The organism is Photobacterium aphoticum (assembly GCF_001029435.1).
Classification (GTDB): Bacteria; Pseudomonadota; Gammaproteobacteria; order Enterobacterales; family Vibrionaceae; genus Photobacterium; species Photobacterium aphoticum.
Genome location: NZ_LDOV01000006.1, coordinates 18,153 through 44,915 on the forward strand (window position 1 = coordinate 18,153; position 26,763 = coordinate 44,915).

Annotated in this window: 28 protein-coding genes, 1 pseudogene and 1 riboswitch; of the genes and pseudogenes, 15 read left to right on the forward strand and 14 right to left on the reverse strand. The window is 47.7% G+C overall.

The window, feature by feature from the left end:
* The first annotated feature begins 16 nt into the window (after positions 1-16).
* Entirely contained in the window at positions 17-424 is a 408-nt protein-coding gene (locus ABT58_RS02945; protein ID WP_047872877.1) for an ACT domain-containing protein, read from the forward strand.
* Between the two features lie 58 nt (positions 425-482).
* On the forward strand, positions 483-884 hold the full coding sequence (locus ABT58_RS02950) for an NUDIX hydrolase (RefSeq protein WP_047872912.1): 402 nt from the start codon (positions 483-485) through the stop codon (positions 882-884).
* A gap of 116 nt (positions 885-1,000) precedes the next feature.
* On the opposite strand, the gene ABT58_RS02955 is transcribed toward ABT58_RS02950, so the two are convergent.
* On the reverse strand, positions 1,001-1,792 hold the full coding sequence (locus tag ABT58_RS02955) for a DUF4344 domain-containing metallopeptidase (protein WP_047872878.1): 792 nt from the start codon (positions 1,790-1,792) through the stop codon (positions 1,001-1,003).
* A gap of 238 nt (positions 1,793-2,030) precedes the next feature.
* On the opposite strand from ABT58_RS02955, the gene ABT58_RS02960 reads away from it, so the two are divergent.
* Together ABT58_RS02960 and ABT58_RS02965 are read left to right on the forward strand one after the other, a co-directional pair.
* Entirely contained in the window at positions 2,031-2,633 is a 603-nt protein-coding gene (locus ABT58_RS02960) for a hypothetical protein (RefSeq protein WP_047872879.1), read from the forward strand.
* Between the two features lie 241 nt (positions 2,634-2,874).
* Positions 2,875-3,705 (forward strand): siderophore-interacting protein, encoded by an 831-nt coding sequence (locus tag ABT58_RS02965; RefSeq protein ID WP_047872880.1) that lies wholly within the window; start codon positions 2,875-2,877, stop codon positions 3,703-3,705.
* A gap of 121 nt (positions 3,706-3,826) precedes the next feature.
* On the opposite strand, the gene ABT58_RS02970 is transcribed toward ABT58_RS02965, so the two are convergent.
* From ABT58_RS02970 to ABT58_RS02985, 4 genes are read right to left on the reverse strand one after another with little or no spacing between them, the layout of a single operon-like run.
* On the reverse strand, positions 3,827-4,588 hold the full coding sequence (locus ABT58_RS02970) for an iron ABC transporter ATP-binding protein (RefSeq protein WP_047872881.1): 762 nt from the start codon (positions 4,586-4,588) through the stop codon (positions 3,827-3,829).
* Positions 4,589-4,590: 2 nt separating this feature from the next.
* On the reverse strand, positions 4,591-5,541 hold the full coding sequence (locus ABT58_RS02975; protein WP_047872882.1) for an iron chelate uptake ABC transporter family permease subunit: 951 nt from the start codon (positions 5,539-5,541) through the stop codon (positions 4,591-4,593).
* Positions 5,534-6,493, reverse strand: coding sequence for an ABC transporter permease (locus ABT58_RS02980; RefSeq protein WP_047872883.1), 960 nt, complete (start codon positions 6,491-6,493; stop codon positions 5,534-5,536). Before ABT58_RS02980 ends, ABT58_RS02975 begins: the two co-directional genes overlap by 8 nt.
* Before the next feature lie 41 nt (positions 6,494-6,534).
* The gene (locus tag ABT58_RS02985) at positions 6,535-7,467 is read right to left on the reverse strand and encodes a siderophore ABC transporter substrate-binding protein (RefSeq protein WP_047872884.1); all 933 of its coding nucleotides are present in this window, start codon (positions 7,465-7,467) and stop codon (positions 6,535-6,537) included.
* Between the two features lie 351 nt (positions 7,468-7,818).
* On the opposite strand from ABT58_RS02985, the gene ABT58_RS02990 reads away from it, so the two are divergent.
* Positions 7,819-8,109, forward strand: a complete 291-nt coding sequence (locus tag ABT58_RS02990; protein ID WP_047872913.1) for a DUF3303 domain-containing protein — start codon at positions 7,819-7,821, stop codon at positions 8,107-8,109.
* 131 nt (positions 8,110-8,240) lie between these two features.
* Here the strand turns inward: ABT58_RS02990 and ABT58_RS02995 are convergent, their stop codons facing one another.
* The 4 genes from ABT58_RS02995 to ABT58_RS03010 all read right to left on the reverse strand — a co-directional run bounded on the left by ABT58_RS02995 (position 8,241) and on the right by ABT58_RS03010 (position 12,119).
* Positions 8,241-9,632 (reverse strand): sensor histidine kinase, encoded by a 1,392-nt coding sequence (locus tag ABT58_RS02995; protein WP_047872885.1) that lies wholly within the window; start codon positions 9,630-9,632, stop codon positions 8,241-8,243.
* A gap of 54 nt (positions 9,633-9,686) precedes the next feature.
* Entirely contained in the window at positions 9,687-10,475 is a 789-nt protein-coding gene (locus ABT58_RS03000; RefSeq protein ID WP_047872886.1) for a response regulator transcription factor, read from the reverse strand.
* A gap of 203 nt (positions 10,476-10,678) precedes the next feature.
* Complete coding sequence (locus tag ABT58_RS03005; RefSeq protein WP_047872887.1) at positions 10,679-11,425, reverse strand: spondin domain-containing protein; 747 nt, start codon at positions 11,423-11,425, stop codon at positions 10,679-10,681.
* A 10-nt stretch (positions 11,426-11,435) separates the two neighbouring features.
* Positions 11,436-12,119, reverse strand: a complete 684-nt coding sequence (locus ABT58_RS03010) for a spondin domain-containing protein (RefSeq protein WP_047872888.1) — start codon at positions 12,117-12,119, stop codon at positions 11,436-11,438.
* A 243-nt stretch (positions 12,120-12,362) separates the two neighbouring features.
* On the opposite strand from ABT58_RS03010, the gene ABT58_RS03015 reads away from it, so the two are divergent.
* On the forward strand, positions 12,363-12,578 hold the full coding sequence (locus ABT58_RS03015; RefSeq protein WP_047872889.1) for a TIGR02450 family Trp-rich protein: 216 nt from the start codon (positions 12,363-12,365) through the stop codon (positions 12,576-12,578).
* Positions 12,579-12,671: 93 nt separating this feature from the next.
* Positions 12,672-13,256 carry a GNAT family N-acetyltransferase gene (locus ABT58_RS03020; protein ID WP_047872914.1) on the forward strand — a complete coding sequence of 195 codons (585 nt, stop codon included), beginning with the start codon at positions 12,672-12,674 and terminating at the stop codon, positions 13,254-13,256.
* A 163-nt stretch (positions 13,257-13,419) separates the two neighbouring features.
* On the opposite strand, the pseudogene ABT58_RS03025 reads toward ABT58_RS03020, so the two are convergent.
* Positions 13,420-14,952 (reverse strand): annotated as a pseudogene (locus tag ABT58_RS03025) (GNAT family N-acetyltransferase); the annotation flags it as partial.
* 473 nt (positions 14,953-15,425) lie between these two features.
* Here ABT58_RS03025 and ABT58_RS03030 point away from each other — a divergent pair.
* Entirely contained in the window at positions 15,426-16,460 is a 1,035-nt protein-coding gene (locus tag ABT58_RS03030; protein ID WP_082210923.1) for an MCP four helix bundle domain-containing protein, read from the forward strand.
* Positions 16,461-16,972: 512 nt separating this feature from the next.
* Positions 16,973-18,604, forward strand: coding sequence for a methyl-accepting chemotaxis protein (locus ABT58_RS03035; protein ID WP_047872890.1), 1,632 nt, complete (start codon positions 16,973-16,975; stop codon positions 18,602-18,604).
* A gap of 114 nt (positions 18,605-18,718) precedes the next feature.
* Here ABT58_RS03035 and ABT58_RS03040 read toward each other — a convergent pair whose 3' ends face one another.
* Positions 18,719-19,834, reverse strand: a complete 1,116-nt coding sequence (locus ABT58_RS03040; protein WP_047872891.1) for an NADH:flavin oxidoreductase — start codon at positions 19,832-19,834, stop codon at positions 18,719-18,721.
* Positions 19,835-20,121: 287 nt separating this feature from the next.
* Here ABT58_RS03040 and ABT58_RS03045 point away from each other — a divergent pair, with 287 nt between their 5' ends.
* From ABT58_RS03045 to ABT58_RS03065, 5 genes are all read left to right on the forward strand, one after another.
* Entirely contained in the window at positions 20,122-20,487 is a 366-nt protein-coding gene (locus ABT58_RS03045) for a hypothetical protein (RefSeq protein WP_047872892.1), read from the forward strand.
* Between the two features lie 190 nt (positions 20,488-20,677).
* Positions 20,678-21,052, forward strand: coding sequence for a hypothetical protein (locus ABT58_RS03050; RefSeq protein ID WP_146147247.1), 375 nt, complete (start codon positions 20,678-20,680; stop codon positions 21,050-21,052).
* A gap of 46 nt (positions 21,053-21,098) precedes the next feature.
* Positions 21,099-21,473: a hypothetical protein gene (locus ABT58_RS03055; protein ID WP_047872894.1), complete on the forward strand. Its 375-nt coding sequence runs from the start codon at positions 21,099-21,101 to the stop codon at positions 21,471-21,473.
* Positions 21,474-21,560: 87 nt separating this feature from the next.
* Positions 21,561-22,010 (forward strand): hypothetical protein, encoded by a 450-nt coding sequence (locus tag ABT58_RS03060; protein ID WP_047872895.1) that lies wholly within the window; start codon positions 21,561-21,563, stop codon positions 22,008-22,010.
* Between the two features lie 130 nt (positions 22,011-22,140).
* Positions 22,141-22,992 (forward strand): GNAT family N-acetyltransferase, encoded by an 852-nt coding sequence (locus ABT58_RS03065; protein WP_047872896.1) that lies wholly within the window; start codon positions 22,141-22,143, stop codon positions 22,990-22,992.
* 184 nt (positions 22,993-23,176) lie between these two features.
* Here the strand turns inward: ABT58_RS03065 and ABT58_RS03070 are convergent, their stop codons facing one another.
* Together ABT58_RS03070 and ABT58_RS03075 are read right to left on the reverse strand one after the other, a co-directional pair.
* A complete protein-coding gene (locus ABT58_RS03070) occupies positions 23,177-24,178 on the reverse strand; it encodes a GGGtGRT protein (RefSeq protein ID WP_047872897.1) in 1,002 nt (333 codons plus the stop codon).
* A gap of 71 nt (positions 24,179-24,249) precedes the next feature.
* Entirely contained in the window at positions 24,250-24,942 is a 693-nt protein-coding gene (locus tag ABT58_RS03075) for an iron-sulfur cluster assembly scaffold protein (RefSeq protein WP_047872898.1), read from the reverse strand.
* A 150-nt stretch (positions 24,943-25,092) separates the two neighbouring features.
* Positions 25,093-25,161: riboswitch (Fluoride riboswitch) on the reverse strand.
* Positions 25,162-25,483: 322 nt separating this feature from the next.
* Between ABT58_RS03075 and ABT58_RS03080 the strand changes: the two genes are divergently transcribed.
* Positions 25,484-25,873, forward strand: a complete 390-nt coding sequence (locus tag ABT58_RS03080) for a VPA0510 family protein (RefSeq protein ID WP_053062935.1) — start codon at positions 25,484-25,486, stop codon at positions 25,871-25,873.
* A gap of 150 nt (positions 25,874-26,023) precedes the next feature.
* Here ABT58_RS03080 and ABT58_RS03085 read toward each other — a convergent pair whose 3' ends face one another.
* Positions 26,024-26,542 (reverse strand): hypothetical protein, encoded by a 519-nt coding sequence (locus tag ABT58_RS03085; protein ID WP_047872899.1) that lies wholly within the window; start codon positions 26,540-26,542, stop codon positions 26,024-26,026.
* Positions 26,543-26,763: the final 221 nt, after the last annotated feature.

Genomic DNA, 26,763 nt, shown 5'->3' on the forward strand with positions numbered 1-26,763 from the left:
GTGAAGAGGAAAAGGTATGTCAGGGATCACCGAGTTAGACACATTACTTAAAAGCATGTCTCCGTTGCTGGTCGACGGTGAGTATGTGTTTTGTACCGTTCAAGGGGCACTGGCCGATTACGTGCACTGTGCGCCGATAGCGACTTTTCAGGAACAGGAAGGGCTAACGCTGGTGCTATTGCGCGAGCAGGCCGAGTCTGCGGGGTTAGCGTTTGACGGGGTATTTTGTCTGATTAGCCTGATGGTACATTCCAGCCTTGAAGCGGTGGGGTTAACCGCTGCGGTGGCGACGAAACTGAAAGATCATGGCATCAGCGCCAATGTGATTGCGGCGTATTACCACGATCATATCTTTGTACAAAAAGAGAAAGCGGCACAAGCGCTTGCCGCATTACAGGAATTTTCATCGCCGTGTGCTGAATAAGCAAAATTGGTATGCGTTGCGTTTGCATGCAGAGAGCGGTGATGCGTTTGAGGAAATGATGGAAAAAGTGATTGATAAACTGGCGTGGTTTACGCTACGTGACGGGAAATTACTGACTGTACGTTCAGTGGGTAAAACCTTATTTTATTTACCGGGCGGTAAACGTGAAGCCGGTGAGACGGATGAGCAAGCCTTGATCCGAGAGATCAAAGAAGAACTGTCAGTGGATTTAGTACCAAGCAGTTTGCAGTATGCGGGCACGTTTGTCGGCCCTGCGGACGGTAAAGCGGAAGGCATTTCGGTACAGTTGACGTGTTACTTTGGTGACTACACCGGTGAATTGCAGGCCGACGCTGAAATTGAAGAATTGGCTTACGTGGATATGCAAGACGAAGCCCGTTGTTCAGCGGCTTTGTTGGTTGCCATGGCGTGGCTAAAAGAACAAGCCTTGATCCAGTAAACGTAAAACAGCCCGTCTTTTTGTTTTTGCTGTATTCGCTATGTAGCGATATATGCTGAAATATAGAGTGGGCTGTTTTTGTTGGAATTTTACTTACCGGCTTACCTGCTGCGTGTTTAACGTGAAGGGTTGTCTGACGGCGGTGTCTGCCAATAGCGCTGCCAGTTAGTTTTTAGTGACTCATAGTTGTATTGGCAGAAATCTTGTCTGTCGCGCAGGTAATCTTCTTCCACTTCATCGAGCAAGGCTTTGTGCGCCTCAGGATCGCTGCCATAGACCAAACATAGGGTCGAAAAGTAGCGTTGCAAATCGAAACTGTGCTCGTCAATGTACTCGCCGTAATCGTAATAATCCGGTCTGTCGTCAGATTCAAACGCAAACATGTCAGCAGCGCTGATGGCTACCTCATCACCCTTGTCCACATAATCAAGTAACAACAGTGTGGCGAAATTGTCCACCGCGTCTTCTTCTTTGCCTAATACCGGAATGTCCTGATCCGCAATGTAAGCATGCCCCGCTTCGTGCAACAGCGTATGTAGCAGGGTATCTAACGCCCCTTCTTGGGCACTTTTGCCATACCGTTTCTGGTAGTCATTGTTGGCAAAATAATTTACCGATTCGAGATAGAACCCATAAGGGATCTGAACCTGGTGTGTATCCGGATCGTACAGAGGCCCGTCTTTACTGCCGTAAGTGATGGTCAGAGGCTCATTAAAGGGAAAATGAGCACGAGACAATGCTATGACGGTGTCGTTGACATCACTTTGCTTGATGATGTGTGCCGCTTGTTGTTCGGCCTCGCTTTGGGCGGCTGAATAGTGGATACGAATGTTGTCATTAGCCAGCACTTGCCCCTGCGTGAGGCCTGCCGATATCAAGAGTGCCAGTGAGAGACATGCATGCTTCATGATGTGCCTTTGAGTATCTAGGGTGATGTTTTCACACTCATTATACGAAGAAATAGAACGTGAGTGCTTTTGTGTTTGTGTGATTGTCACAAAGTCTTATGAAAGATGGTGTGAAAAACGGGCGACAACCGTGCTCGGGTTTCGCCGCTACTGCCAGTGTTTTACCCTGCCTTGATGCACGTAATAGTAAGTAGTGCCAATGCATCCGGGGAGGGGGACATAATGCAGGGAGCAAAGCATGGCTAAAAGTAACATCATAAGGGCACTGTTGACGATAGTGAGAAAAATTACGGTCTTTATCGTTTTATTGATGGTGGCCTTCCATCTATCGCCCTATTTGTTAGGGACAGAACATTACGTTGAGACAACAAGCAGCAGCGATATACACAGCTACTTTCCTATTGCCCTGATGCAAGAGAGAGAAAACGATCACGCAAGACAAGAGAAACGCGTACATGTATTAACGTGGGGGGATTACCAGCAAGCACCAGGTAATTACACTGCGCAACTGTTACAGGTACCTCAAGCCGGTACTTACCGATTAGCGAACAACGAGCAGTTAGTGCTCGCTTATGTAAAACAGAACGACTCAGAGCAAGCCAGCGCTTATGCATATATGGTTCGGCATGAGACCGAGGATTACACGTTTTGGTCTGAATACCGGATTACGCAAGATGGGCGTGTCGTGCCGATTCTATTTCGTCTATCCGGCGCTATGCTGATGATGCCAGCGTTTTTCGCTGTATGGTTGGTGTATGCGTTGTTGAAAAAAGGGTTGCTTTGGTGGTGGCGTCACAGGCTTAAACATAGCCATGAAGTTCAAAGCGATGCGAAAGGGTAGAGTCAAGGCAGATAAAGGAGCTGGCGAAAGGGATAAGTCGTTGTATGCCCGATTACGATAAGCACTAAGTGAGCCAGAAGGGACATTTAAGGGGCCAAATCGTCGAACAAGCACTATGTTCGCCCGCGTGAAAATAACGTGATGACGTTTGATAAATATCAGAAATTTTAGCTAAAAAAGTGCGGCAACGGTTTGCTGAAATGGGGTAGAATAATGCCAATATATGCAAATGAGAATTAGAATGAATAAGTTTAACTTAGCTGCGGCATTAGAAGAAAAGAAAATCAAAACCCTGACCGTGGTTTCCAATTCACGTATCACGCCGAACATGCACCGCGTGGTATTTGGCGGGGAAGATATTGCTCGCTTCCCGGCTGATTGTGCCGGTTCATACGTCAAGTTGCTGTTTAGTCCTGAAGGCGAAACCAGCATTGAAGCGCTGATGGCAAGTGCCAAGCCGGTGATGCGTACTTTGACTATCAGTGGCCGTGACATGGCGCAAGGCACATTGTCTGTGGATTTTGTCAGCCATGCTGATACCACCGCGCCGTTTGATGCCTCACAAGGGGGCTATGCTGCCTATTTTGCGGCTAACGCGACCGCCGGTGACACATTGTGTTTTGCGGGCCCTCAGACTATTCAAAGCTATATCAGCGAAGCGGATTGGTTCCTGCTGGTGGCTGACATGACGTCACTGACAGCGGTGATGACCAAAGTCGCGACACTGCCTGCGGATGCCAAAGGTTATGTCGTGCTGAACGTGACCAGCCGTGATGATGTACAACCGATGACATTGCCAGCGGGCATGAGCCTAGTGGTGAATGTGCAGGGTGAGCAAGCGCCATTACTGGCTGACGTTGTTGCTGATTTGGCGTGGCTAGACGGTAAAGTGGCAGTATGGTGTGCGTGTGAATTTACGGCGATGAAGGCGATCCGTACTTACCTGAACGGTGAACGTGAAGTGCCTCGTTCAGATTGCTACATCAGCAGTTACTGGAAGCAGGGCGTGACAGAAGAAGGTCACAAAGTGCTGAAGCATCAGGATAGCGAAGCGCAGTCTGCCAACGTGTAATTTGCACATAAATATCGCACTGCTAACGCTAAACGAAAAAGCCGTTATCCTCAATCGAGGATAACGGCTTTTTTGTCTTTGTATGTTTTGTCTCTGTCTGTTGCGGCTGTTTTGTACTGCCTTACATGCCGTAATACATACAGATACGTTTACCGTTCACTTCCTGAATATCAAACGGAATGTTGTAGATATTTTCCATGATCGGTTTTTGGATCACTTCAACGGTTTTACCGCTGGCAATCACTTCGCCACGACGCATCGCAATGATGTTGTCGGAATAACACGACGCAAAGTTGATGTCGTGGATCACAATCACTACCGCTTTTTTCATCTCATGCGCCAGCTTACGCAGGGTTTGCATGATCTCAACCGAGTGCTTGATATCCAGATTGTTCAGCGGCTCATCCAAGAAGATGTAGTCCGTATCCTGCGCCACCACCATTGCGATGAAGGCCATTTGACGCTGACCACCACTGAGCTGATCCAAGAATTTGTCCTGAATGTACTCGATATCCAAGTGATTCAGAGCCTGATCGATAATGTGGTTATCTTCTGCAGTCAAGCGGCCCTGGCTGTGCGGGAAACGGCCAAACGCCACCAATTCACGTACGGTAAAGCGCATGTTGATGTTATTTGACTGACGCAATACCGCCAGTTGTTTTGACAGTGATTGCGTATCCCACTGTGACAGGGGTTTACCGGCAATCAGCACTTCACCGGCATCGCTGTCAGTCAGACGACTGGCCATGGACAGCAGGGTACTTTTACCCGCGCCGTTGGGACCGATGATGGAGGTCACTTCACCTAATGGGAACAACGCATCGGCATTTTTAACCACAAAGGCGTCGTTATATTTTTTAGATAATCCAGTTAACTTAATCATGATTAATCAAACTTATTGCGCATTAGGAGGAAGAGGAAGTAACTGCCGCCCACAAAGTTAATGATGACGCTGATGGTAGTATCAAACGCGAAGACTTTTTCAATCAGCCATTGGCCGCCAACCAGCAACACAACCGAAAGCAGGCTGCCAGCCATCAACAAAAAGCGGTGTTGGTAGCCGGTGAACATCTGGCGTGTCAGGCTGACGACAATCAGGCCGAAGAACAGTACCGGGCCAACCAGTGCGGTTGAAATCGAGACCATTAGCGTGATGGTCATCATCACTTGCATGGTGACTTTCTTGGTATCAACGCCCAAGCTTTTGGCATTATCGACACCCAGCCAGAACACATCCAGCTTATTGGATAGGCGGTACAAGTTCGCTAAGCACAGTGCCAGCGGTACGATAGACCAGTACACCAAGTCTTTATTCACGTTACTGAAGCTGGCAAACATGGTGTTTTGCAGGTTCATAAACTCGTTCGGATCCAGCAACATGGTGAAAAAGTTGGTCACGCTGCCAAACAGACTACCGCAGACAATACCGATCAGCAGCAGGGTAAAGACGTTGCTATTTTTACGGCGAAAGTAGAAGCCGAACAGAATGGAAGCAAAGCCACACATCGCCAAGGTCGTGATTACGAAATTTACTTTGGCATCAATCAGCCAGACACTCATGCTGCCAAACATCACCACGATCATCACCTGAATCATCACATACAGGGAGTCAAAACCCAGAATAGATGGTGTCAGAATGCGGTTGTTGGTGATGGTCTGAAACACCAGTGACGAGCTGGAAATCGCGATGGCGGCCAGTACAATGGCCATCACTTTTGGCAAGCGCAAGGACAGGAAGAACGCATAGTTGTGGGCATTCAGTCCCTGACCAATGAAGTAACCAATAATTAAGACGCTGAGCAATGCCAGACCGATTGCTTTATGAGCATCACGCATTAGATTTATCTCGTAGAACCAAGGCAATAAAGATTGCGCCACCCACAATGCTGATGATCATGGAGATAGGCATCTCGTAAGGGAAAATAATCACACGGCCAATCACGTCACAGGCCAGTACCATCATCACACCCCAATAGGCCGTCCACGGCAGGTTGCGACGCATGTTGTCGCCCATGTACATGGCCACCAGGTTTGGCACGATAAGCCCCAAGAACGGGATCACGCCGACAATCATCACCACAGACGACGACAACACCGCCACAATCAAGACGCCGATGAAAACGATCTTCTGAAAGTCGATACCGATGTTTTTGGCAAAGCTCTCGCCCACGCTGGCCGCACTGAACTGGCTGGCAAAGTAGTACGCGATAATACAAGCGGGTAGGGCCAGGTACAGGAACTCGTAGTTACCTTGCAGAACTGAAGCAAAGTTTGCCACTGTCCATGCTGACAAGGTTTGTACCAAGTCGTAACGGTAAGCAATGAAGGTGGTTAGCGCAGAAATCACGTTGCCATACATGATGCCGATCAACGGTACCAGTACGGCATTTTTGAATTTCAGGCGCTGCAGGAATTGTACGAACAGCAGGGTACCGGCAACAGAGAAAACAAAAATGATGATCAGGTTTGCCCAGCGACTCATGTCTGCAAACAACAACAGGCTAACAATGTAGCCCAGCATGGCGCAGTCAATGGTGCCTGTGGTATCAGGCGACGCAAAGCGGTTCTGACAGATCTGTTGCATGATAAGGCCAGCAACACTCAGCCCGGCACCGGCTAAACAAATGGCCAATAAGCGCGGTAAACGGCTGGAAAAAAGGATAGATTGCGCATGGCCGTCACCGGCAAGTAGGTTTTGCGGCGTAATATCGGCGACACCCACGAACAGGGACGCGCTGCCTAACAGCAAAAGAGCCAGAAAGGCTGAGAGATGTTTTAGGTTCTGCATAGTACAACAACGCCCGGCGAGTGCCGGGCTAGAAGAAAAAATTAGTGGGCAGTCTTAGGTGAGAAAACTGCGTTCATGTCATCAATCATAATTTGTGTCGCGTCCATACCGGCAATGGAGATGTACCAAGCGGTTGGATTCAGGTACACAATACGATTGTTTTTGTACGCCGGTGTGCTCTTGATCAGTGGGTTATCGAACAAGGTTTTCGCTTTACCGACACTTGCGCCAATCGCTTGTTCGCGGTCTAGGATGAACAGGACATCCGGCGCTGCTTCCGCGATGAATTCAAAAGAAATCAGGTTACCGTGTGGGTTAGTAGAATCGGTACCTTTCGCTTCTTTAAAACCCAACTCGTTGAAAATCACAGAGAAGCGACCTTCACGGCCAAACATGGACACGTTGTTGCCGTTGTTCATGACCGCCAACGTATTCAAGTCGTTTTTCTTCACTTGTGCTTGAATCGCCGCAAACTGATCGTTTGTCTCATTGATGTAGTCTTCAACGATTTGTTCTTTGTTGAAGATCTTACCTAGCATGCGCCAGTTACGCTGCGTATCTTCCCAGTAATTGCCGTATTCCACCGTGTACATCACGGTAGGGGCAATGCTGGACAGGGTTGGGTAGGCATCCACCATGCGTGCTTCAGCAATGATCACGTCTGGCTTGAGTGTGAAGATCTTTTCGTAATCCACTTCTTTTGTGCTGCCAACGTGCACAATGCCTTCTTTTGCGAAGTCTTTCAGATAGTCTGGCATCAGGGTAGTGACTGCACCAACCGGCTTAATGCCCAGGCGGTGAAGCACATCCAAGCTACCATTGCCGCCAACAACGATCACACGCTCTGGAGTATCAGGGATCACGGTTGAGCCTAACACGTGATTAACAGTGATGGATTCAGCGCTAACGAGCGGACTCGCCATGAAGCTGCTGAGCAGAAGAACGGTTTTGAACAAAGTCGATACGCGCGGCATAACTATCCTGTGAAATGCTAACAAATAAGAATCATTCGCATATTACATCGGGAATGAGAATGGTTTGTATTGTTTTTTGATGATTAGAACATTTATTTGATCTTGATCAATAAATTTGTACGCATCTGCTCAATAAGTAAACAGCATCTAAAGCCTTGTTCTCACTTCGTATTTTCGTTGAGTGCGTGAGGTCTCATCATGACAAGAAGATTCAAACAAAAGGGTGATAAAGGACGAAAAGCCCGGGAATGGGCCGGAAATAGACAAAATGCACGGGTTATACTCAATGAGCAGGTGCTAAACCACACCGGCAGACGTAATTGAAGCATTTTACAGAGTGAGGTAATGATCATGACATTTTTGATTTCGTGGCAGATCTATCAGGGACGTACACACGACGTGCTGGCGCATTTCGCGCAACTGACCAAAGAGCAAGATGACGCCCTGATGGGGGATGACATTACCTTAATCGGTCGCTGGCATGATGTAGTCAGTGGAGCGGGTGTCTGTGTGGTGGAATCGAACAGCATTGAAGCGGTGACCGCTTACGCCTTGCGCTGGAATAACGATATGGACATTTCTGTCCAGCCTGTCATTGATGATGAAGCAGCGCGTCAATTGGGCAGTGCGTTGGTGATTTAAAATATCCCCGAAGATAAGCCGTATTGAGGTTGCTTGGGGCTGAAGTAGCTTGAGCATAAATGCCACGTCTAACTGGACGTGGCATTTTTTATGCCCGCTTATACGTGTCGTTTACATGTGCGATTGTATGTTTAAGGCTGCAAGGGCAACACAAAAGCTTGCTCAAATTGCGCGTCAGACTGGCGAGTAGTCAGGTGGCTGTGGTGTAGCATCAAAATCGAACGAATGATTTTCGTGCCTAAACCTAGACTACCTGTTGGCGCTTTAGGGTCGACGGCATTGAACAGCTGTACAGCATACCCTTCATCGAGATGTTGTACCCGCAAGGTGATACGCCCGTGAGACGGCGCATGACGAATGGCATTATCAAACAAGTTGGTAAACAGGCGTTGCAGTAGGTGCGTGTCGGCAACCAGCGTGTCTTCTGGCGGCAACGACAGCGATAAGCGCAGGGCTTTTTTATCGGCCTGTGGTTTCACGTTCGCCAGTACCTCATCAATGATATCGCTGAGTTTGACAGAATCGAACGCTACTGTGTTCTTGGCATTTGCGGTGGCCGCGCGAGCCAGCGTCATTTGTTGCTGCAAGAGATCCGCTAACTTCTGCGCATTTTTCTGTGCCGTCAGAATGAGTGGGTCCGCAGGCTGGTTCTGTATCGTCCACGTTTCTAAATAGCCCATGATACTGGAAAGCGGCGTTTTGAGATCATGACTGAGTTGCATCAGCAATTCGCGACGCTGTTGCTCTTGTTGTTGCAGTTGGAGAAATTGTCGGGAAATGGTTTGTGCCATGGCATAGAACTGTTTAGTGATAGGCGTCAATTCCGGCACTTGTGCCGTAAAGGTGCGGGGAAGCAGGAAGTCATTTTGTGCTTGCTGCTGCAATTGCTGAGTGATGGTTTGAATAGGGCGCAACAGCGAGGTCGTTACCAGCACATAGAGGCTCAAGCTCAATCCGCCGATCAGGGCGATGGCGAGCAACAGTAAGATTGGTGAAAACGGGAAGAGCGCCTGCCATGCATCTTGTGCCAGTAGAGCATGTTGTTCACTGCCTATGACTACATACAAGTAGCCAATGGGGCTGATTTGTTGCTCGTCAAATATGGGGGCGACCGAGAAAACCGTTTTTTGGTCGGGATGGCGGGGGTCATCACCTAAAATCGGAAATGAGGCGTTACTCAAAAACTGGTTAATCGGGGCAAGATCCACATGAGAGGCAATTTCTCGGCCTTTGGGCGCGGCGTGGCTTTGTACCTGACCGTATTGATCGAGAAAGTAAATTTCAAAGTCGGGGCCGAGTAACATCAAGGTGTGAAAAATGGCTTTGAGCGCTTTGGGATTATAGTCATGGCCGATCATCAGCGGGCTGTCATCACGCATATGGGTGGCTAAATCCCGGTGTAGAGATTGTTGCGTTCGCTGCTCTACGGTGGTGTGCTGGTAGTAAAACAGGGAGCCAAGAAGCACAACGGAAAAGAGAAACCAGCCACAGGTGAGTAACACCAGTCGTAATTTGAAATTCATGAGTGTGTCCTTCTTTATCTATTGATCTTTCAGGGGATCTATTCCGTTTGGTGTTTACGCTTCAAATTTGTAGCCTACGCCCCATACCGTGTGGATGTATTTATGATCGTGACCGGTTGGTGCTAATTTCGTGCGTAACCGGTTGATGGTGCTGCACACGGTGTGGTGATAGCCGGCAAAGTCGGTTTGCCAGACCTGTTGCAGCAGCTCATCTTTGCTGTAGACCCGACCAGGCCGTTGAGCCATGAAATGCAGCAGGGTAAATTCAGTCGCGGTGAGTGGAATGGTTTGTTGGTTGAGTGCGACATGGTGGCGCTCAGGCGTAATGATCAGCCCATCAAATATCAACACATCGTCTTCTTCAGAGGAAAGCGGGGCCTCACGGGTTTTTGTGGAGTGCGAGCTGTCAGTTGGCGTTCTTTCAGACGAACTTTCCGTCTCCGGTTGAGTGCTTGTACGCTGTTGCTGAGCATATTGGCGACGTAGCAAAGAACGCACTCGTGCTTGAAATTCTAAGACGCTAAAAGGTTTTGTCAGATAATCATCCGCGCCTGATTCTAGTCCGTCGACTTTATCGCGCTCGGTGTCACGTGCGGTCAGAAACAGTACCGGAAGCCAAGGATCTTGCAAGGTAAAATGGGCGGAGCGTACTTGCTGGCATAGTGTCAGCCCGTCACCATCAGTCAGGCCACGATCCAACACCAGCAGATCAAATGCGGTTTGCGTCAGTAACTGCTGGGCTTCTTTCAAGGTGACTGTGCGCATCACATCATGTCCCTGAAAAGACAGATGCATGCTGATCAAATCGGCCAGATCGCTGTCATCTTCTACCATCAAAATCATACTGGGGGCTACCTGTGTCCGGCTCTTGTGATGAAGGGCTTCATGACGAAGAGATTGAGTATGAGGATCTCGCGTCTGGGGTACGTTGTGAGACATAACCGTATATCCAAAAAACAGGTGAATGGATCTGCGTAGGCAGTGCGTACTCCCCACAGCAGACCGACCCACGCTGTTTTTCTTTCATACGGTAGGCGATTTCTGCCTTATTCGACCCGCATAATGCGCATGCTGACGCCCGGATTTAAGAAACGATGATTGGCCGACAGGGCAGAGGTGGCTAAACGATCATCCTGACTGACAACCCCCGGGTGGAAGCTCACGCGGTCATTACTTTCACGTGCGCTATTAAACCCTTCCCCGCCTCCGGCTGGCCCCGGAATCGTAGCGGCCGTTTCGGTGTTGTCTTCCGTGCCTGCATCCCAAACCGGCACACTGACAGTGATCATTTCCCCAATTAATAAGTCGCTGAGATTCGGTGAGCGCTCACTGACAAATGCGTCATTGGTATTGACCAACATGCTAGCTACTGTCAGGTAAGCGGGGGAATCAATCGGAAGAGACAGCGTGAATTGTTCACCATTAGCCGGAGGGATCACACCGGTTCCGCCATAGCTGGCGATGATGGCTGTGTTACTGTCTTTTTCCGCCAGTACATCACTGTTATCACCACTCTCTGCCAATGCTTCCAAAGCGAGAGAGGCGGGTTGTCCGATCTCAAACAATTGGTAGTCATCATGATGGGCAATCAGCGCTACCGGTGATAACGGCTGGTTAGCGGTGAGGTTAGTGACTTCCACGACAAACCGTCCTTCCGTATTGGGTGTTGGAGCATCCCCGATAGGTGTGACGCCGTTGTCATCGTCATCATTCGGACACCCGGCGAGTAGCAGTACAGACAGTGCTAATAAGCCGCTGCGGTAGATGTTGCCTTTGCGCGTACAATTTCGCATGGTGACCCCCTTACTTCACGGTGATGGTGACAACAGCCACAGGGTTCAACCAACGATAACGGGTACTGTCGATATCACTTAAACCACCGGCCGGATCGGTATCACCTAAGTTACCCGGATGGATATGCACGGTGTCATTGGTAATGGTGGTTTCAACGCCTGTACCGCCCGTACCAAAAGTAATGAATGGTGGGTTGGGCATGCTGGCTGCCAGTTCGTCATTGGCTTCGGTACCTGCATCGTACCCATTCAGACGCACAGTATACATACCTGGCGTGGTTGGAATGGGCCAGCTATCCAAACCCACAAAACCGTCATTGGTAGGCAGTAGCATGGCCGTGATGGACAAATGCGTAGCATCGCCCGTTGAGAGGCTGGTGGTGGTGGATGCGCCCGGATCTAAAATGCCGCCTGCCGGGTTTTCACTGCTAATGGCACCGGCGTTACTGGCAAGAGAAGCCAAGCCTGCAATATCCCCCCCTTCGGCCATGGCTTCCAGTTCTGGTGTGGCAGCTTCACCACTGCGGAAAAGGAAGACGGAAGAGGAATGCGCACTGATCAATAAAGGGGTGAAATAGATTTGTTTTGTGGCATTGGTGATCGTGATATCTAACTCCGCCGCTTGCGCAGACAATGATGCGCCCAGGCTGCAAAGCAAAGTTGTGGCTGCCAGTGTACAAACGGTATTTTTCATAGCGTTGTTCGTCCTTTGATGAATGTTGTATTGATCATGGCGAACAAATCTTGCAAGACACTCCGTAAAATCTCACAAATTTCTCACAATATGGCTAAGAGGTGCACACCTCAAAGGAATGCGCATTGTGGTTGGCATACAACCTCCTGATCCCGTGATAATCTGTCAGCGTACTTTGAAAAGCGGTAACTGCAGTCAGTACGGTTTAATAAGGACACAGGTAATACCCATCAGGAGGTCACGATGAATCGCATCCATCCCAAAGCCTTATATGGCAGTAAATGGACCAAAACCCATGTGGAAGGAAAAGAGCGACATTTTATGGTGATTGACGTCGAGTTCGACGAAAACCAGAAAGTGACTCGCTGCCTGATCCAAGCAGTGATCAACCACAGATTGTTTCCCATTGATTGGCGTGAATTGAAAAATCAGGAAAACTGGATCATGGGCTGGAAATAGCGACGTTACGCTAAATTGTCGGAAATGTTCAATGCAGGGCGAGGGCTAGTGTATATACTCTCGCCCAAATGAACAACGAGACACTTTTCCATGATGAATGTTGACGCACTGCGCCAAGGCCAATCTATTCCCCTGACAGACGACTACACCATGTCACTGATCCGCCATGAAGACATGGTGGATATTCTTGCCATGCTGGCGAACCCAAATGTCACTACCTATCTGTTTTTTGCGCCTGCGCCTGACGCGCTGTATCACGGCTTTTTCGACCCGATTATCGAAGACACGGTACAAGCCATTGCTGAAGATCGCTGGCCGGAACATCCCACCGTTATTATTCGTGACCACCAAGGCCAATACATGGGCATGGGTGGCTTAGCACAAGTGATGTTGTTGGCAGGCAATATGGAAGTGGGTTACCAACTGCCGGAGCATGCATGGGGCAAGGGGATTGCAACGGCCATTTGTCGTGCGTTGACTCAGTTGGCTTTCACAACATTAGACGTACATAAACTGACGGCAGACTGCTACGGACAAAATGCAGGTTCGTATAAAACATTAGAGAAATGCGGTTTCCGCCGAGAAGGCTGTTTAACCGGCTATTACAAAGTGGAACATGGCGCAGATGACCGCCTGTTTTACGGCATGACAGCCGAGCAATATGCAGAAATGGTTTAAGTGAAAAGATAAAGCGAAAAGAAAGAAGGGCGAGAAAGCGTATTGACGATCTCGCCCTTCTTTTTTGATGGCTGAACAGGAAAGGTTATTCTTTGATATTCGTCTGCAGCTCTACTGTATTTTGGCGCGTGTCGACTGTGTCTACCATCTCTGTCATGTCTGGCGAGTCATGGGGCTGCGTGAAGCCGCCATACAGATCCATTCGACGATGGCGCAAGTTGGTGACTGAGCCTTCCGTATTTAATTGCTTCAGCTTACTCAAATCCACATCGGCGAAAATGATCATTTCCGTGTTCGGGCTGGCTTCCGTCAGCGTAGCATCATGCGGGAAATAAATATCGGACGGCGAGAAAACCGCTGACTGTGCATATTGAATATCCACATTATCGACCCGAGGCAGGTTGCCGACGCTGCCACCAATCGCCACATAACATTCATTTTCAATGGCGCGGGCTTGCGAGCAGAGGCGTACCCGTAAGTAGCCATTTTTCGTGTCTGTCCAGAATGGCACAAACAGGATTTGTACGCCTTGCTCTGCCATCATGCGGCCTAATTCGGGGAATTCAGAATCGTAACAGATCAAGATCCCCACACGGCCTGCATCGGTCTCAAACACGCGCACTTCATTGCCGCCGTCAATCACCCAGTCTTTGACCTCATGTGGCGTGATGTGAATTTTATACTGTGCGTTAATTTCGCCATCACGCTGCAGCAGGTACGAAACATTGTACAGTTTGCCGTCTTCAATAACCGGCATACTGCCAGCAATGATATTGATGTTGTAGGTCACGGCCATCTGCGAAAAGCGTTGCTTAATGTCTTCCGAGAAACTGGCCAGAAAACGGATCGCTTCCACCGAGTTATGATCTTTTTCTAACCCCATGAGTGGCGCATTGAAAAACTCCGGGAACAAGGCAAAGTCGGCTTTGTAATTCGACAGGGAGGAGATGAAGAACTCGGCTTGATCCAGAAAATCTTCCAAATCGTTCATGGCACGCATTTGCCATTGCACCACACCAATACGCACCAGCGTTTTTTCGATGTCGTGGATGGACTCGACGTCTTCTTCGTAGAAAAAGTTATCCCATTCTAACAGCGTCGCGTAGCCGTTGGAGGCATCATCTTCCGGCAGGTAGCCGCGCATAATACGCTTCACATCAAAGTCATTGGCAAGTTGGAACGACAAGATAGGGTCGTGCAGTTCACGGCGCTTAATTTTATCGATGTAGTCCGGTACCGAGAGGGTATCAGCATGCAAGTGGTAGTTCGGAATGCGCCCCCCGGCTAATATCGCTTTGAAATTATGGGTGCGACACAGCTCTTTACGCGCATCATACAAACGGCGGCCAAGGCGCAGCCCTCGGTAATCCGGATGAACAAACACATCCAGCCCATACATGGCATCTCCTGTCACCTCGTTCTGAATGACATTGTTTTCATTAATGATGTCCGTGTACAGGTGGGGCAGTGAAAAGCGGTTGTAATTCACCTTAATGGTGAGCGCTGCACCCACAATTTTCCCATTGTATTCAATGCAGATTTGTCCATCAGGGAATTGGTGGATCAAATCCATGATGGTCATACGTGGCCAAGCCCCGCCTACATCATGAAAAACCAGATTCATCAGTTCGGCCAGTTCAGGATAGTCGGTGGGTTCAATGGTGCGAAGAGAAAGTTTTGGTGAGTTGTCGTCCATATTGGCCTTTTCCATGTTACAAACTGTGGGTAATCATGACATAAATGGCGTAGAAGGAGTATGTTGTTCTGTCACAAAATGGTTGCGCATCAGTGAATGCATTTGGCGTTCTATGCGGGAATGAGAAGTAATACCGAAGTAATGAAAGAGAAAGTGACACTATAAGTAAACAAGGTGTAACGAGAAGAGTATTTACACCGATGAAACGTGAATTATTGAATATTGTTTTGTCACTTTTTCATCGGAACAGAGATTATTTTCAGCTATATATTGCATCCAAATAAGCAGAAAGATTTGAGACCATTGTGACACAACGCAACCGTTTGCGATGGCTGTTTTCCCAGAATAGTCAATAAATAGTATGCATACATAAGCATATCCGTGATAATAAGTTACTGATTTATATTGTGTAATAAAATGTTTTTGTGTAAATTTCGCCTCCTTTAGAAAATATCGTTTTTTTAGTGCTTATCATGTTTAAACATCTCCCTGTTGGAAAGAAAATAGCATCTATTTTTTCTTGCATTGTCGCGTTACTTGTTGCCGTTGCTTTCCTGATCAGTGCTGAAATCGATCTTGTAAGAAAAGAAATTGTCAACTTGACCGATTCGACTTTACCGAGTGTGGCGCAAGTTGAGGCGCTGCGTTATGAGTTGTCGACCATCCGTACCGGACAGTATGCCATCCTGACGTATGAAGATGAGCACCAAGCGTACCAGCATATCGAGCGCGTTGACCGCCAGGTATTGATGGTCAATCAAATGTTGAAGGCGTATGACGTTACCGTCATTACCGATCATGAGCAGCAGGTGTTTGACCGTTTCGTGCAAACCTGGGAAGTCTACGAAAACTCGCTGACCCGTTATAACCAATTGCTTAACCATGGTAAGCGTCATGAAGCACATCAGGTCTTGGCGAAGTCGTTAGATATTTACTCCGCATTGGATGCATCGCTGAGTGATTTACGCCAGCTTAACCTGAACTTTATTAAAAAGAACCGCATCAGTATCATCCAAAGCGTGGATGCCATGCTGTATCTGGCGTTGGGATCGATTCTGATCCTTGCGGTGTTTATGATCGCGATGAATATTGTACTGACCCGCAGCATTTGCCGTCCGTTGAATATGTTAATGGCGCAGTCAAATGCCATCGCATCAGGGAATTTAACCTACCAATTTGCCCGTAATAGAATCGGTGATGATGAATTGGGTAGGCTGGCTGATACCAGTATGCAAATGCAGACGGATTTAAGTTCTCTGATCAAAGACGTGTCTGCTACCGTGACGCAACTGAGTGTGGCTATTGAAAAGGTGAATGCGGATAGGGATAGCCAAGAACAGAAAGGTTCGGCATTGACCAACGAATGCCTTGAGTTAGATCGCTTAGCCGAAGACTTGTACCGAGCCGATATTGTACAGAAGACGCAATACACGCGTGATGCGTGCAATGAGCTAAGCCAGATAGCCAATAGCCTTGAAAAGAAGATGCAGAAGTTCCGTTTAGTGTAGGGCAATACATGTAATAAAGATATTGAATCTCTATATAGGCCAGTCATTGACTGGCCTTTTTGCGTTTATATTTTGAGCCGTTTTTCTTGTCGTTATACATGTATTGCTGTTTTTCAGTACAGATTAACCATAACAAAGAATAAATAGCCAATGACGTTAGTAATGACAAAATATTGACGTGAAAAGGTGGTAATTATTTAAATATACGTAAAGTGAATGGCGTTGTATTAATGGGTATATATTTCACGCTTTATATTTTTCCGATTTTTATCATTACTTGATGGATTGGAATGCACCTAAAATTAACAGTAAAAAGGCGTAAATTAATTGATGCTATAGTGACACATAGCAATCGGTTGCGGTGTTTATATGCGCATATCGCGTGATTCAAAAATATGACATAAAACATATCTTGATGATTTTAAAGGGTTGTTTTTGTTATTTGGATTGTTTGCGCAAATAAATATGTGTAGATTTTTATTTTAATTCTTAGTGTTTTATTCAAGTTCATTATCATGTTTAAAGATCTTTCTATTGGAAAGAAAATAGCGTCAATTTTCAGTTGTATTATTCTTCTACTGATTTCTTTTGCGTTTTTTATTCAAGCCGAAGTCGACATCGTGAAAACCGATGTGGTGAATCTTACAGATTCCACGGTACCGAGTATGTTGCAAGTTGAGGATATGCGTTATGAGTTGTCTTATATCCGTCGTGTGCAATATGCCATTTTGACTTACGAAGATATCGACAAAGCGCGTCAACGCGTTGAACGCGCAGGCCAGCAAGTACAAAATGCAGAACGCATGTTTGATGCATATGGTCTGACGGTAGCCTCGAGTGAAGAAAAGCAGGTGTTTGACCGTCTGATGCGTAATTGGAACGGATACAAACGCTCGCTTGAGGGATATAGCCAAGCCATTCACTTAGGGGACATGGTTCAGGCGCGTCGCGTTCTGGCAGCGTCTTTAGATGAATACAATGGTGTCGATAACAGTATTAATGCACTACGTGAGATGAACCTCGGTTTTGTGAAGAATAATCAGGTCAGCATTCTCAGCAGTGTGAATACCATGCGCTTCTTGGCGTTCGGGGCGATTGTCGCGATCAGTGTGTTTATGATTGCAATGACGCTGTATCTATCCCGCCAGATTTGCCGTCCGCTGAATCTGATCATGGCGCAGTCACAAGCCATTGCGGCAGGGGATTTATCACACGCATTAGATCGTTCTCAGATAGGCAATGACGAATTGGGGCAATTGGCTGATTCCAGTATTCAAATGCAGCAAGACTTGCGTAGTTTGATTGAAGATATCATTGCTGCGGTGACGCAATTGAGCTCTGCGGTGGAAGAAGTGAGTACCGTTGCAGCACAAACCTCGGCAGGCATGGACAGTCAGCAGAGCGAAATTACCACGGTCGCGACAGCGATGGATCAAATGCGTGCCACGGTCGCCGAGGTGGCAAGCAATACGGAAAATGCGTCCGCGTCAGCCATTGATGCCAATCAGGAAGCGCAGCAAGGCGCCAGAGAAGTCAGCCAGACGATGGCGCAAATTCAGCGCGCGTCGGAAGAAATCGAAAATGCGGGCAGCTTAGTAGCCGATCTGGAGAGAGAATCCACCAATATCAGTATGGTGGTGGATGTGATCCGCGATATTGCCGAGCAGACTAACCTGCTGGCGCTAAATGCGGCCATTGAAGCGGCGCGTGCGGGTGAGCAAGGACGAGGCTTTGCGGTTGTGGCTGATGAAGTGCGTACGTTGGCGGGGCGCACTCAGCATTCTACCGGTGAAATCATTGCTATCATTGAGAAGCTGCAAAAGAGCGCTAATGAAGCCCGTGAGGCAACCAATGAAAGTTGTGCCTTGATCCAAGCGTGTGTGAGCCAGAGTCGTGGCACTGGGGAGAAAATTCACTCTATTGAAACGACGGTGAATCAAATTGCGGACATGAGTGTGCAAATTGCCAGTGCGTGCAGCGAGCAGGATTCAGTGACGGAAGATCTGCAACGCAGTGTTACGAAGATCCACAGTTCAACCACAGAAGTGGCGGTAGGGGCGAATCATACGACGCAGGCGTGTCATGAACTGAGTCAGCTGGCGCATGACTTACAGCATAAGATGCAGCAATTTCGTTTAATCTAACCCTTTGTTAGAGCGCTTGCGTCCATTTTTGATTTGAGCAACACATATTAAAAAGGCCAGTCACTGACTGGCCTTTTGGCATGCGATGCATTGTGTGGTTAGTCTGCGTGACTGTTATGCCGCAGAGGCAGCCACTTTTTTGCGTTTTTTGTACACCACACAGAAGTTACCGCGTTTGGTACGGCACTTCGAGCAACGTTCACAATCGACAGGCTCTAACAGGCCTTCTTTCCAACGCTTGATCAGATGCGGCTCCGCCAATAATGGTCGAGACAGCGCAAAGTATTGGATGTTGGTGGTGTTAGCCAGAGTTTCAATCGCATTGAAATCTGCCAAGCCGCCAACGGTGATCACCGGGATCTGAATATCTTGGCTGATCACCGCGCCGTATTCGTGGAAATAACCTTCTGCTTGCAGGGTGTGACCATCAAAGGTTTCACCCACCATGCTGCTGGCGTTACCGTGAATGTTGCCTGACATCACGATGCCATCGACACCCAACGCTTCAAGCTGCTTACACATCTCGCGAGTTTCATCAAACGTCTGGCCGCCTTCAAAGAATTCAGAGGCCGTCAGCTTCACGAGAATCGGGAAGTCATTCCCCACTAAAGCACGGATCGCGGTGATAATTTCCACCAGGAAGCGCATGCGGTTTTCTAAACTACCGCCGTATTCATCCTCACGACGGTTGTAGTAAGGGCTCAGGAACTGGTTGATCAGGTACGTGTGCGCGGCGTGAATTTCCACCCCATCAAAGCCAGATTCCTTGGCACGGCGACTGGCTTGGGCAAAGGCATCGACAATGTAGTCGATTTCCGTTTTGGTCATGGCTTTGCCAAGGGTTTGGGTACCACGTTCAGGTACTTCACTCGGTGCAAAAATCACACGCTCGCCCACGTTGTAGGTGGTTTTCGTGCCGCCATAAGCCAGCTGCATCACGATTTTTGCATCGTGTGCATGCACGCGCTCTGTCAGGACACGGTATTCTTCGATGAAAGAATCATCGTACATGCCCATCATGCCCGCATTTGGCTTTTCTTCTGCCACGATATTGGCATAACCGGTCACAATCAGGCCTACCTCGCCCTGAGCCAGCTCTTCGTAGATGTCATACAGTTTATCTGTCATGTGGCCCGTTTCGGTGGCCATGTTTTCCCACGTTGCGCTGCGCATAAAGCGGTTTTTTAGCGTCATGTTGCCGATGCGGCTTTCTGAAAACAAAGTACTCAAGTTCAATCCTCGTTAAATCGCGTGTTGCACTCATGCCCCTCAGGCACAAGCAGCGGGCAAGGGTAGCGGCAATAACAGGGGGATTCCTTAATCTGGATTAAGGTAATAATCAAAATATCAATAAATTTGTATGATAAAGCGTGACAGCCCTCGAAACGGCGGTTTACCTGCTGTGGTAGCGTAGTGATGTGTTTGTTAGTCGTCTATTTGTCCTGATGACTCAAGACTGACAGACGTTGTCTGGATGTGTTGGCGTTGTAACGCCTGGCAGGGAAGGGAGAAACAAGATGGGTGCAGAAACGACGTTCGTCATCGCACAATTGTGGATGAGTACCTTAGTGGTCGGTGTGTTGTTGTACGGCGTGTTTGATTACGTCACGGCCAGGCGGTTAGAAACCCATTTCATGCAGCATCCATCTCCGCATTTTTCTCACGATGGGCTCGGCCTGCATACGGTCTATTATGCCATTGCGCTCGCTTTTTATTCGGTGCGTTTAAATGCGCAGGATTACCCGTTTATCCCGGTGAATGACACACGGCGTCTCGCTACAGCCACCGACAAGTTTCTTGCCATGCTGTTTACCGCCAATTTTGCTTTGAGTATGGCGTTGTTGGTGGTGATTTCTTTACTAAATGAAAATCAACCATATTAAAGATTCATTTTGTATAAATGCGTAATAGTTAACATTATAACATGCACAATGGATTTGATGTCTAAACCTATTGAATGGGTAATTGCTATTGGAATTGGGATCACTGCAACATATTTTGTGGCTACTCAGATAGACAAAAAGACCCAATCATATGTTGGTAATTTCTATGATGTCCTCTGAGCATTAATTTTTGATTGTTGGAGATTTTGTTTTGGTTGGTGATAATGTCATTGAGCTTATGAATCATATATTGTTTGGTTGTCTGATTTTTTCTATGCTCATGGCTATCTTGTTTTATTTTATTACGGTGAGGCGTATTGAAAAACAGTTTTTAATAGAAGGGATTACAAGGCCTGATTGGGATGGCATTGGTCTAAGAATTCCTGGTTATGCAATTATTATTTTATGTGACATTCAGAGATTGAATGACAAAAATTATCCATTGCTACCTGTGGCTGAGACTCGGAGATTAGCAACAAAAATAGATCGCCTACTTGCGTTTTTATTTTATTTTAGTGCTGTATTGTGTGTTGTGATATTGGTTGTTCTATTTATGTATGAGTGAGTTGATTTGTTTTGCATCTGACTCTTTTTAAAACAGGTAATATCTAATGATAAATGACGATATTGCGATTGTACTTGCTGTAATATGGGGCATCGGCGTCGTCTTTGGAATCATTCAGGCGATTGTGTTTTATTTCACAACGATTAGACGGCTAGAGAAGCAATTCCGGCAAGAAGGTATTGAGCGTCTTGATTGGGACGGAGTTGGTTTGCGTATTCCAGGCTACGCGATGATTTTGTGTCTTTCGCCTAAAAGGATTAATGATAATAATTATTCTTTACTGCCCGTCAGTGCGACACGACGGTTAGCTACGCGTACAGACCGATTAATGGCGAAGGTGCTATATATCAATTTCTTTATCTGTCTCATTTTGTTGTTTGTGATCACTGTGTTTACGGATTTTGTTGAGTCTTATTCTTGAAAACGGTGACACTATAGTCGTTTAGTCGCAATTTCTGCTTATGTTGACTACACATAGTGAAGGAGAAAAGCGTGAACGGAACCTACTATGGCAGCAGAACGACAAGGACTGGAACAAGAGTGGTTACTGTTACAACAGCAGTGTGAAGAGTATGAGAGATATTCTTTGCTCATTAAACTGTTTAATTTCCTGTTATTCAGTGTCTTTTTGTTGGCAGGTGGATTAGCGGGTAAAACCGGTATGGTGGTGCTCGTTGTTCTGTTAATGGTGTGGCTTCAAGATGCAATCTGGAAAACCTTTCAGTCCCGAATTGTTCCGCGTTTATTACAATTGGAACAGGCCATACATCCCCTGAATGTCGGCGCGCATGTTCAGCCCGATACCACGGCCTTTCAGTTTAATACCCACTACATGCAATCACGACCTAGTCAGATTGGGTTGATACGCGAATATGCGACACAAGCTATTCGCCCGACCGTGGCTTTTCCCCATGCCTTGCTTGTGTTCATGGCCTGTGTGCTGATCGTGCTGGGTTAATATGTTGGCTCATTACACGATGCAATGCTAGCCATTCTCAGTCCCCTTCTTATTTTACGAGTGATATCACATCGCGGCTGAGGTGGTATTTTCCTTGTTGTCTACGCTTACCGAATAACAAGGAGAAAGTATGTCTAAAAATCACTATCAGATAAAAACAATGACCCGTGATGGCTTGCTGCGGGCGATAGACTGGGCGGCACAAGAGGGCTGGAACCCTGGTGTGCATGATATTGAATCGTTTTATTCCACCGATCCGAATGGATTTCTGATGGGGTATTTGAACGATGAGCCCATCGCATCCATTTCGGTTGTGAAATACGACGAACACTTTGGTTTTCTGGGTTTTTACATTGTGAAGCCAGAGCACCGAGGAAAAGGGTATGGGCTCGCGCTATGGCAAGCCGGTTTGGCGTATTTGCAGGGCTGTAATATTGGTTTAGATGGCGTGGTGGATCAGCAAAGTAATTACCGACAATCAGGTTTTACGCTGGCTTACAACAATATCCGTTTTGAAGGTCAGGGCGGGGGACGTCCTTCAACGCGTACGGCGCTGGTGGATTTAACAACCATGCCTTTCAGTGAAGTTGAGCGTTACGATCGCGCCTTTTTTCCGGCGCCTCGCACGGCATTTTTACGGAAATGGATCCATCAACCCGGCTCTATTGCGCTTGGTATTCAGCATAAAGGCATTTTGCAGGGATATGGCGTACTACGGCCATGTCAGGAAGGATTTAAGATTGGGCCGTTATTTGCCAATGGGCCATTACAGGCAGAAGTGTTATTTCTTGCATTGAAATCGCATGTGCCCGCAAAGCTGAACTTTTATCTGGATGTTCCGCGAGCGAATGATGCGGCAATGGCCTTGGCCGAGAAATACCAACTGACCCCAGTATTTTCTACTGCCCGTATGTATACCGATGCTATACCGGATATTTCGCTGGATCGTACTTTTGGTGTCACCACCTTTGAGCTAGGTTAGGGCAGAGCATCGAGGCAGAGAGATGTTAGGGCGAGGTGAGGATGGCAGGGAAGAAAAAGGCATTCGTTTAGTAAATTACACATAAAAAAACCGACCGTCGGACAGGGCATTGACGGTCGGCAAACGCTCACAATCAGAGCAAAAAGCAAGGAAAACAGGTGTTCAGTGTTAAGGTTTCTCCCCCTTAACGGGATGCTTGTTCAATGGCAACCGCAACAGCAACTGTCGCACCTACCATTGGGTTATTACCCATACCGATTAAACCCATCATTTCAACGTGAGCCGGAACCGATGACGAACCTGCAAACTGAGCATCAGAGTGCATGCGGCCCATGGTATCGGTCATACCGTATGAAGCCGGGCCAGCGGCCACGTTGTCTGGGTGCAAAGTACGGCCAGTACCGCCACCGGATGCCACAGAGAAATAACGCTCGCCACGTTCTAGGCGCTCTTTCTTGTATGTCCCGGCAACAGGGTGTTGGAAGCGGGTTGGGTTAGTTGAGTTACCGGTAATGGAAATATCAACGCCTTCTTTGTGCATAATGGCCACGCCTTCCTGCACATCGTCGGCACCGTAGCAATTAATCTCACCGCGAGGGCCTTGTGAGAAACGGCGCTCGCTAACCACATTCAATGCGCCCGTTTCATAATCGAATTGGGTTTGTACGTAGTTGAAGCCATTGATGCGAGAGATTAGATAAGCCGCATCTTTGCCTAGCCCATTTAGAATCACGCGCAAAGGTTGCTTGCGGACTTTGTTCGCGTTCAGAGCAATTTTGATCGCGCCTTCTGCTGCTGCGTAAGATTCGTGACCCGCCAAGAAACAGAAGCATTGGGTATCATCGCTTAGCAGACGTGCGCCTAAGCGACCGTGACCTAAGCCAACTTGACGTTGGTCGGCGACAGAGCCTGGAATGCAAAATGCTTGCAGGCCTTGGCCCAAGTATTCAGCAGCTTGAGCCGCAGTGGTGGCATTTTCTTTTAGTGCAATTGCTGCTCCTAATACGTACGCCCACGCTGCATTTTCAAAGGCAATGGGCTGGGTTTCTTTTACGATGTCATACGGATTGACATTGTTTGCTTGGCAGAAAGCCAGCGCTTCTTCCAGCGACGCAAAACCATAGCGTTCCAGAACAGGGGTAATTTGTGCAATACGGCGGTCATAACTTTCAAATAGTGCAGCCATGATGGCATCCTCAATCAAAGTGGTCTTGGTTATAGAGACAATTAATGGTGAACGGTGAATACGTGACCGTGTCACTCATGGCGTGGGTCAATGGTACGTACTGCTTCATCAAAGCGGCCGTACTGACCTTTTGCCTCTGTCATGGCTTGTTCGGCTGGAACGCCTTTGCCAATGGCTTCCATCATTTTTCCAAGATTCACAAATTGGTAGCCGATGATTTCATCGTTGTCATCCAGCGCTAACTGGGTGATGTAGCCTTCTGCCATTTCCATGTAACGCGGCCCTTTAGCACGGGTGCCGTAATGGGTACCGACTTGGCTGCGTAGCCCTTTGCCCAAATCTTCTAGGCCCGCACCAATTGGCAGACCGTCTAATGAGAAGGCGGTTTGGGTACGGCCGTACACGTATTGCAGGAAGATTTCACGCATCGCCACGTTGATGGCATCACACACCAAGTCAGTATTTAGTGCTTCCAGGATGGTTTTGCCGGTAATGAGTTCAGAGGCCATCGCGGCAGAGTGGGTCATACCGGAGCAGCCAATGGTTTCAATGAGGGCTTCTTCGATAATGCCGTTTTTCACATTCAAAGTGAGTTTTGCTGCACCTTGTTGAGGGGCACAGGTACCGACACCGTGGCTAACACCTGAAATGGCAATCACATCTTTTGGGTTGACCCAACGGCCTTCAACAGGAATAGGGGAAGACGCATGGTGTGGGCCTCGTTGAAGGGGGCACATGTTTTGAACTTCGCTAGAATATTGCATTGCTCTTTCTCACGGTTTACGGGAAACGGAACGAACAATGAATGGGGGAGGAGGTGCATGACATCATGCTATCTAACAACATCGCACAGGGTGCGCAACAGTACGCCAAAATGTAGGGGGCGTATCGTTAATCCTCGGCCATTCTTGCCGTTGTTGTTAGACGTCATCATCCCTAATGAAACGGGCGGTTAAAGGAGGAACATCATCTCCCGCACGGGCTGCCAGTGAATGGCGGCGAGGCTGGCAACGCACGCTGTGTTGCGCTGTTGGAATTAACTATACACCCATTAAGCAAGAATGCGCCTGTAATATTGCCAATCCAAGATTGCAGTTTTGATAACTCAATCAACAGAAATTCTGTGCTACGGCATGTCGAGTCTGTAAGTAAATGTAACGGGTTGTACCGGCATTCAAAGACTTAACAAGCATTGTGTGTTTTATCATCAACTCTGACCGCCCGCTGTTTGAAAATTGACATTAATCGAACATTGTTTCTGGAGTAATTACGTAATCTTTTAGCATAAAAGTTCGGAGAAGCACCATGTTGCAGAATAATAATCAAATTTTGGTCGAAACAGTAAGACCGGAAAGGCAGTGGAAAAAGCGTGCAGTTTCATCCGTGATGGCAGTGGTGATTGCTTTAACCGGCATGATGACCCCGATGATGGCTGAAGCCAAAGGGCATCATCACCACCACAAGCATCACCACAAGCATAAACATCATCATCACCACCATTATCACCGTAAAAAGGTCGTGATTGTGAAAGAGCGTCCGCGTCATCACCACCATCATCATCACCATTACCACAAGAGTCGTTTGCCTGAGGTGGCGACCTTTGCCGTGATCGCGGGGATCACTTATGCCATTATCGATAATCAGTATTACAAACGCCGTGGCGATAATTATGAGTATGTGGTGAAGCCACGATAACGACTCGGTGATAGAAAGCGTGTCAGCATTAAGCGCGATGAACAATCACAAGACAGCCTGTTAGAGACAGGCTGTTTTTGTATGTGGCGTTTAGCGAGTAACAATGACTGTTCACCGCCGAACGTGAAATCGTGGGCGAAAAGCGTGAAATCAGCGGAACAGATCACTGCTACAGGTCGGCAGGGTTTTCTCCCCGGAGTAGAACGAATCACTCCACAGTTGCTGACCTTGAGGGGCTGTGATGTAGAAAAAGGTCCCATTGCTGAGGGTACAAGATTGGTAATGGTAATTTGCCAGTGTTTTGGGGTTGCCGAGTAGTGCTATGACCGGATCGGCCGCATTCACACGATCAACCTGATAATACGTATGCATCTGTTGCCCTGAGACGGCGGTTTGCTGACTGGCCAGCTTTTGGCACGGTGTCGCGTTTGTCGAGAGGATGTTAACGGCTTGTCGTTGGTTATTGGTGACATTGACGACATGCACCGTATCCCCGGCCTCTAACTGTGCATTTTTGATGGCGAAACATTCCCCCGAAATCCAGCCAATGTGCTGTTTGGCATTCGTTAGCAGTGGGCTGAGTGTGGTGGTTTGGGTGCTCTGGCAGCCTGCGAGAGCGAAGGCACTGATCAAGGTGGTGAGTGCTAACGTATTGTGTTGTGTAAACATAATCCTACCGAACGTTTTCTATCGAGCATTGAAAGCGTGCAACCGTATCATTCATCATCAGGCTGGCATGCCGGTTAAAAAAGGGCTGGGGTGAGAGGTAAGGAGAAGCTTTTGTACACATCGTTATTGGGAATGGATATCAGTGAATAGCGAAGTGAGTGCTGACATCAAGTTAGTTGCTCATTGTTCTTCGCTGATTGCACATTGGCGTATTTATCGCT

Bases quoted from the DNA above. Each gene is read 5' to 3' on its own strand.
- ABT58_RS02960 (WP_047872879.1), top strand. From the start codon at position 2,031: ATGGCTAAAAGTAACATCATAAGGGCACTGTTGACGATAGTGAGAAAA.
- ABT58_RS03000 (WP_047872886.1), bottom strand. From the start codon at position 10,475: ATGATTTTGATGGTAGAAGATGACAGCGATCTGGCCGATTTGATCAGC.
- ABT58_RS03045 (WP_047872892.1), top strand. From the start codon at position 20,122: ATGGGTGCAGAAACGACGTTCGTCATCGCACAATTGTGGATGAGTACC.
- ABT58_RS03015 (WP_047872889.1), top strand. From the start codon at position 12,363: ATGAATCGCATCCATCCCAAAGCCTTATATGGCAGTAAATGGACCAAA.
- ABT58_RS03030 (WP_082210923.1), top strand. From the start codon at position 15,426: ATGTTTAAACATCTCCCTGTTGGAAAGAAAATAGCATCTATTTTTTCT.
- ABT58_RS02995 (WP_047872885.1), bottom strand. From the start codon at position 9,632: ATGAATTTCAAATTACGACTGGTGTTACTCACCTGTGGCTGGTTTCTC.
- ABT58_RS02980 (WP_047872883.1), bottom strand. From the start codon at position 6,493: ATGCAGAACCTAAAACATCTCTCAGCCTTTCTGGCTCTTTTGCTGTTA.
- ABT58_RS03005 (WP_047872887.1), bottom strand. From the start codon at position 11,425: ATGCGAAATTGTACGCGCAAAGGCAACATCTACCGCAGCGGCTTATTA.
- ABT58_RS03065 (WP_047872896.1), top strand. From the start codon at position 22,141: ATGTCTAAAAATCACTATCAGATAAAAACAATGACCCGTGATGGCTTG.
- ABT58_RS02965 (WP_047872880.1), top strand. From the start codon at position 2,875: ATGAATAAGTTTAACTTAGCTGCGGCATTAGAAGAAAAGAAAATCAAA.
- ABT58_RS03010 (WP_047872888.1), bottom strand. From the start codon at position 12,119: ATGAAAAATACCGTTTGTACACTGGCAGCCACAACTTTGCTTTGCAGC.
- ABT58_RS03080 (WP_053062935.1), top strand. From the start codon at position 25,484: ATGTTGCAGAATAATAATCAAATTTTGGTCGAAACAGTAAGACCGGAA.
- ABT58_RS02955 (WP_047872878.1), bottom strand. From the start codon at position 1,792: ATGAAGCATGCATGTCTCTCACTGGCACTCTTGATATCGGCAGGCCTC.
- ABT58_RS02985 (WP_047872884.1), bottom strand. From the start codon at position 7,467: ATGCCGCGCGTATCGACTTTGTTCAAAACCGTTCTTCTGCTCAGCAGC.
- ABT58_RS03085 (WP_047872899.1), bottom strand. From the start codon at position 26,542: ATGTTTACACAACACAATACGTTAGCACTCACCACCTTGATCAGTGCC.
- ABT58_RS02945 (WP_047872877.1), top strand. From the start codon at position 17: ATGTCAGGGATCACCGAGTTAGACACATTACTTAAAAGCATGTCTCCG.
- ABT58_RS03055 (WP_047872894.1), top strand. From the start codon at position 21,099: ATGATAAATGACGATATTGCGATTGTACTTGCTGTAATATGGGGCATC.
- ABT58_RS03070 (WP_047872897.1), bottom strand. From the start codon at position 24,178: ATGGCTGCACTATTTGAAAGTTATGACCGCCGTATTGCACAAATTACC.
- ABT58_RS02990 (WP_047872913.1), top strand. From the start codon at position 7,819: ATGACATTTTTGATTTCGTGGCAGATCTATCAGGGACGTACACACGAC.
- ABT58_RS03020 (WP_047872914.1), top strand. From the start codon at position 12,672: ATGAATGTTGACGCACTGCGCCAAGGCCAATCTATTCCCCTGACAGAC.
- ABT58_RS02975 (WP_047872882.1), bottom strand. From the start codon at position 5,541: ATGCGTGATGCTCATAAAGCAATCGGTCTGGCATTGCTCAGCGTCTTA.
- ABT58_RS02970 (WP_047872881.1), bottom strand. From the start codon at position 4,588: ATGATTAAGTTAACTGGATTATCTAAAAAATATAACGACGCCTTTGTG.
- ABT58_RS02950 (WP_047872912.1), top strand. From the start codon at position 483: ATGGAAAAAGTGATTGATAAACTGGCGTGGTTTACGCTACGTGACGGG.
- ABT58_RS03075 (WP_047872898.1), bottom strand. From the start codon at position 24,942: ATGCAATATTCTAGCGAAGTTCAAAACATGTGCCCCCTTCAACGAGGC.
- ABT58_RS03060 (WP_047872895.1), top strand. From the start codon at position 21,561: ATGGCAGCAGAACGACAAGGACTGGAACAAGAGTGGTTACTGTTACAA.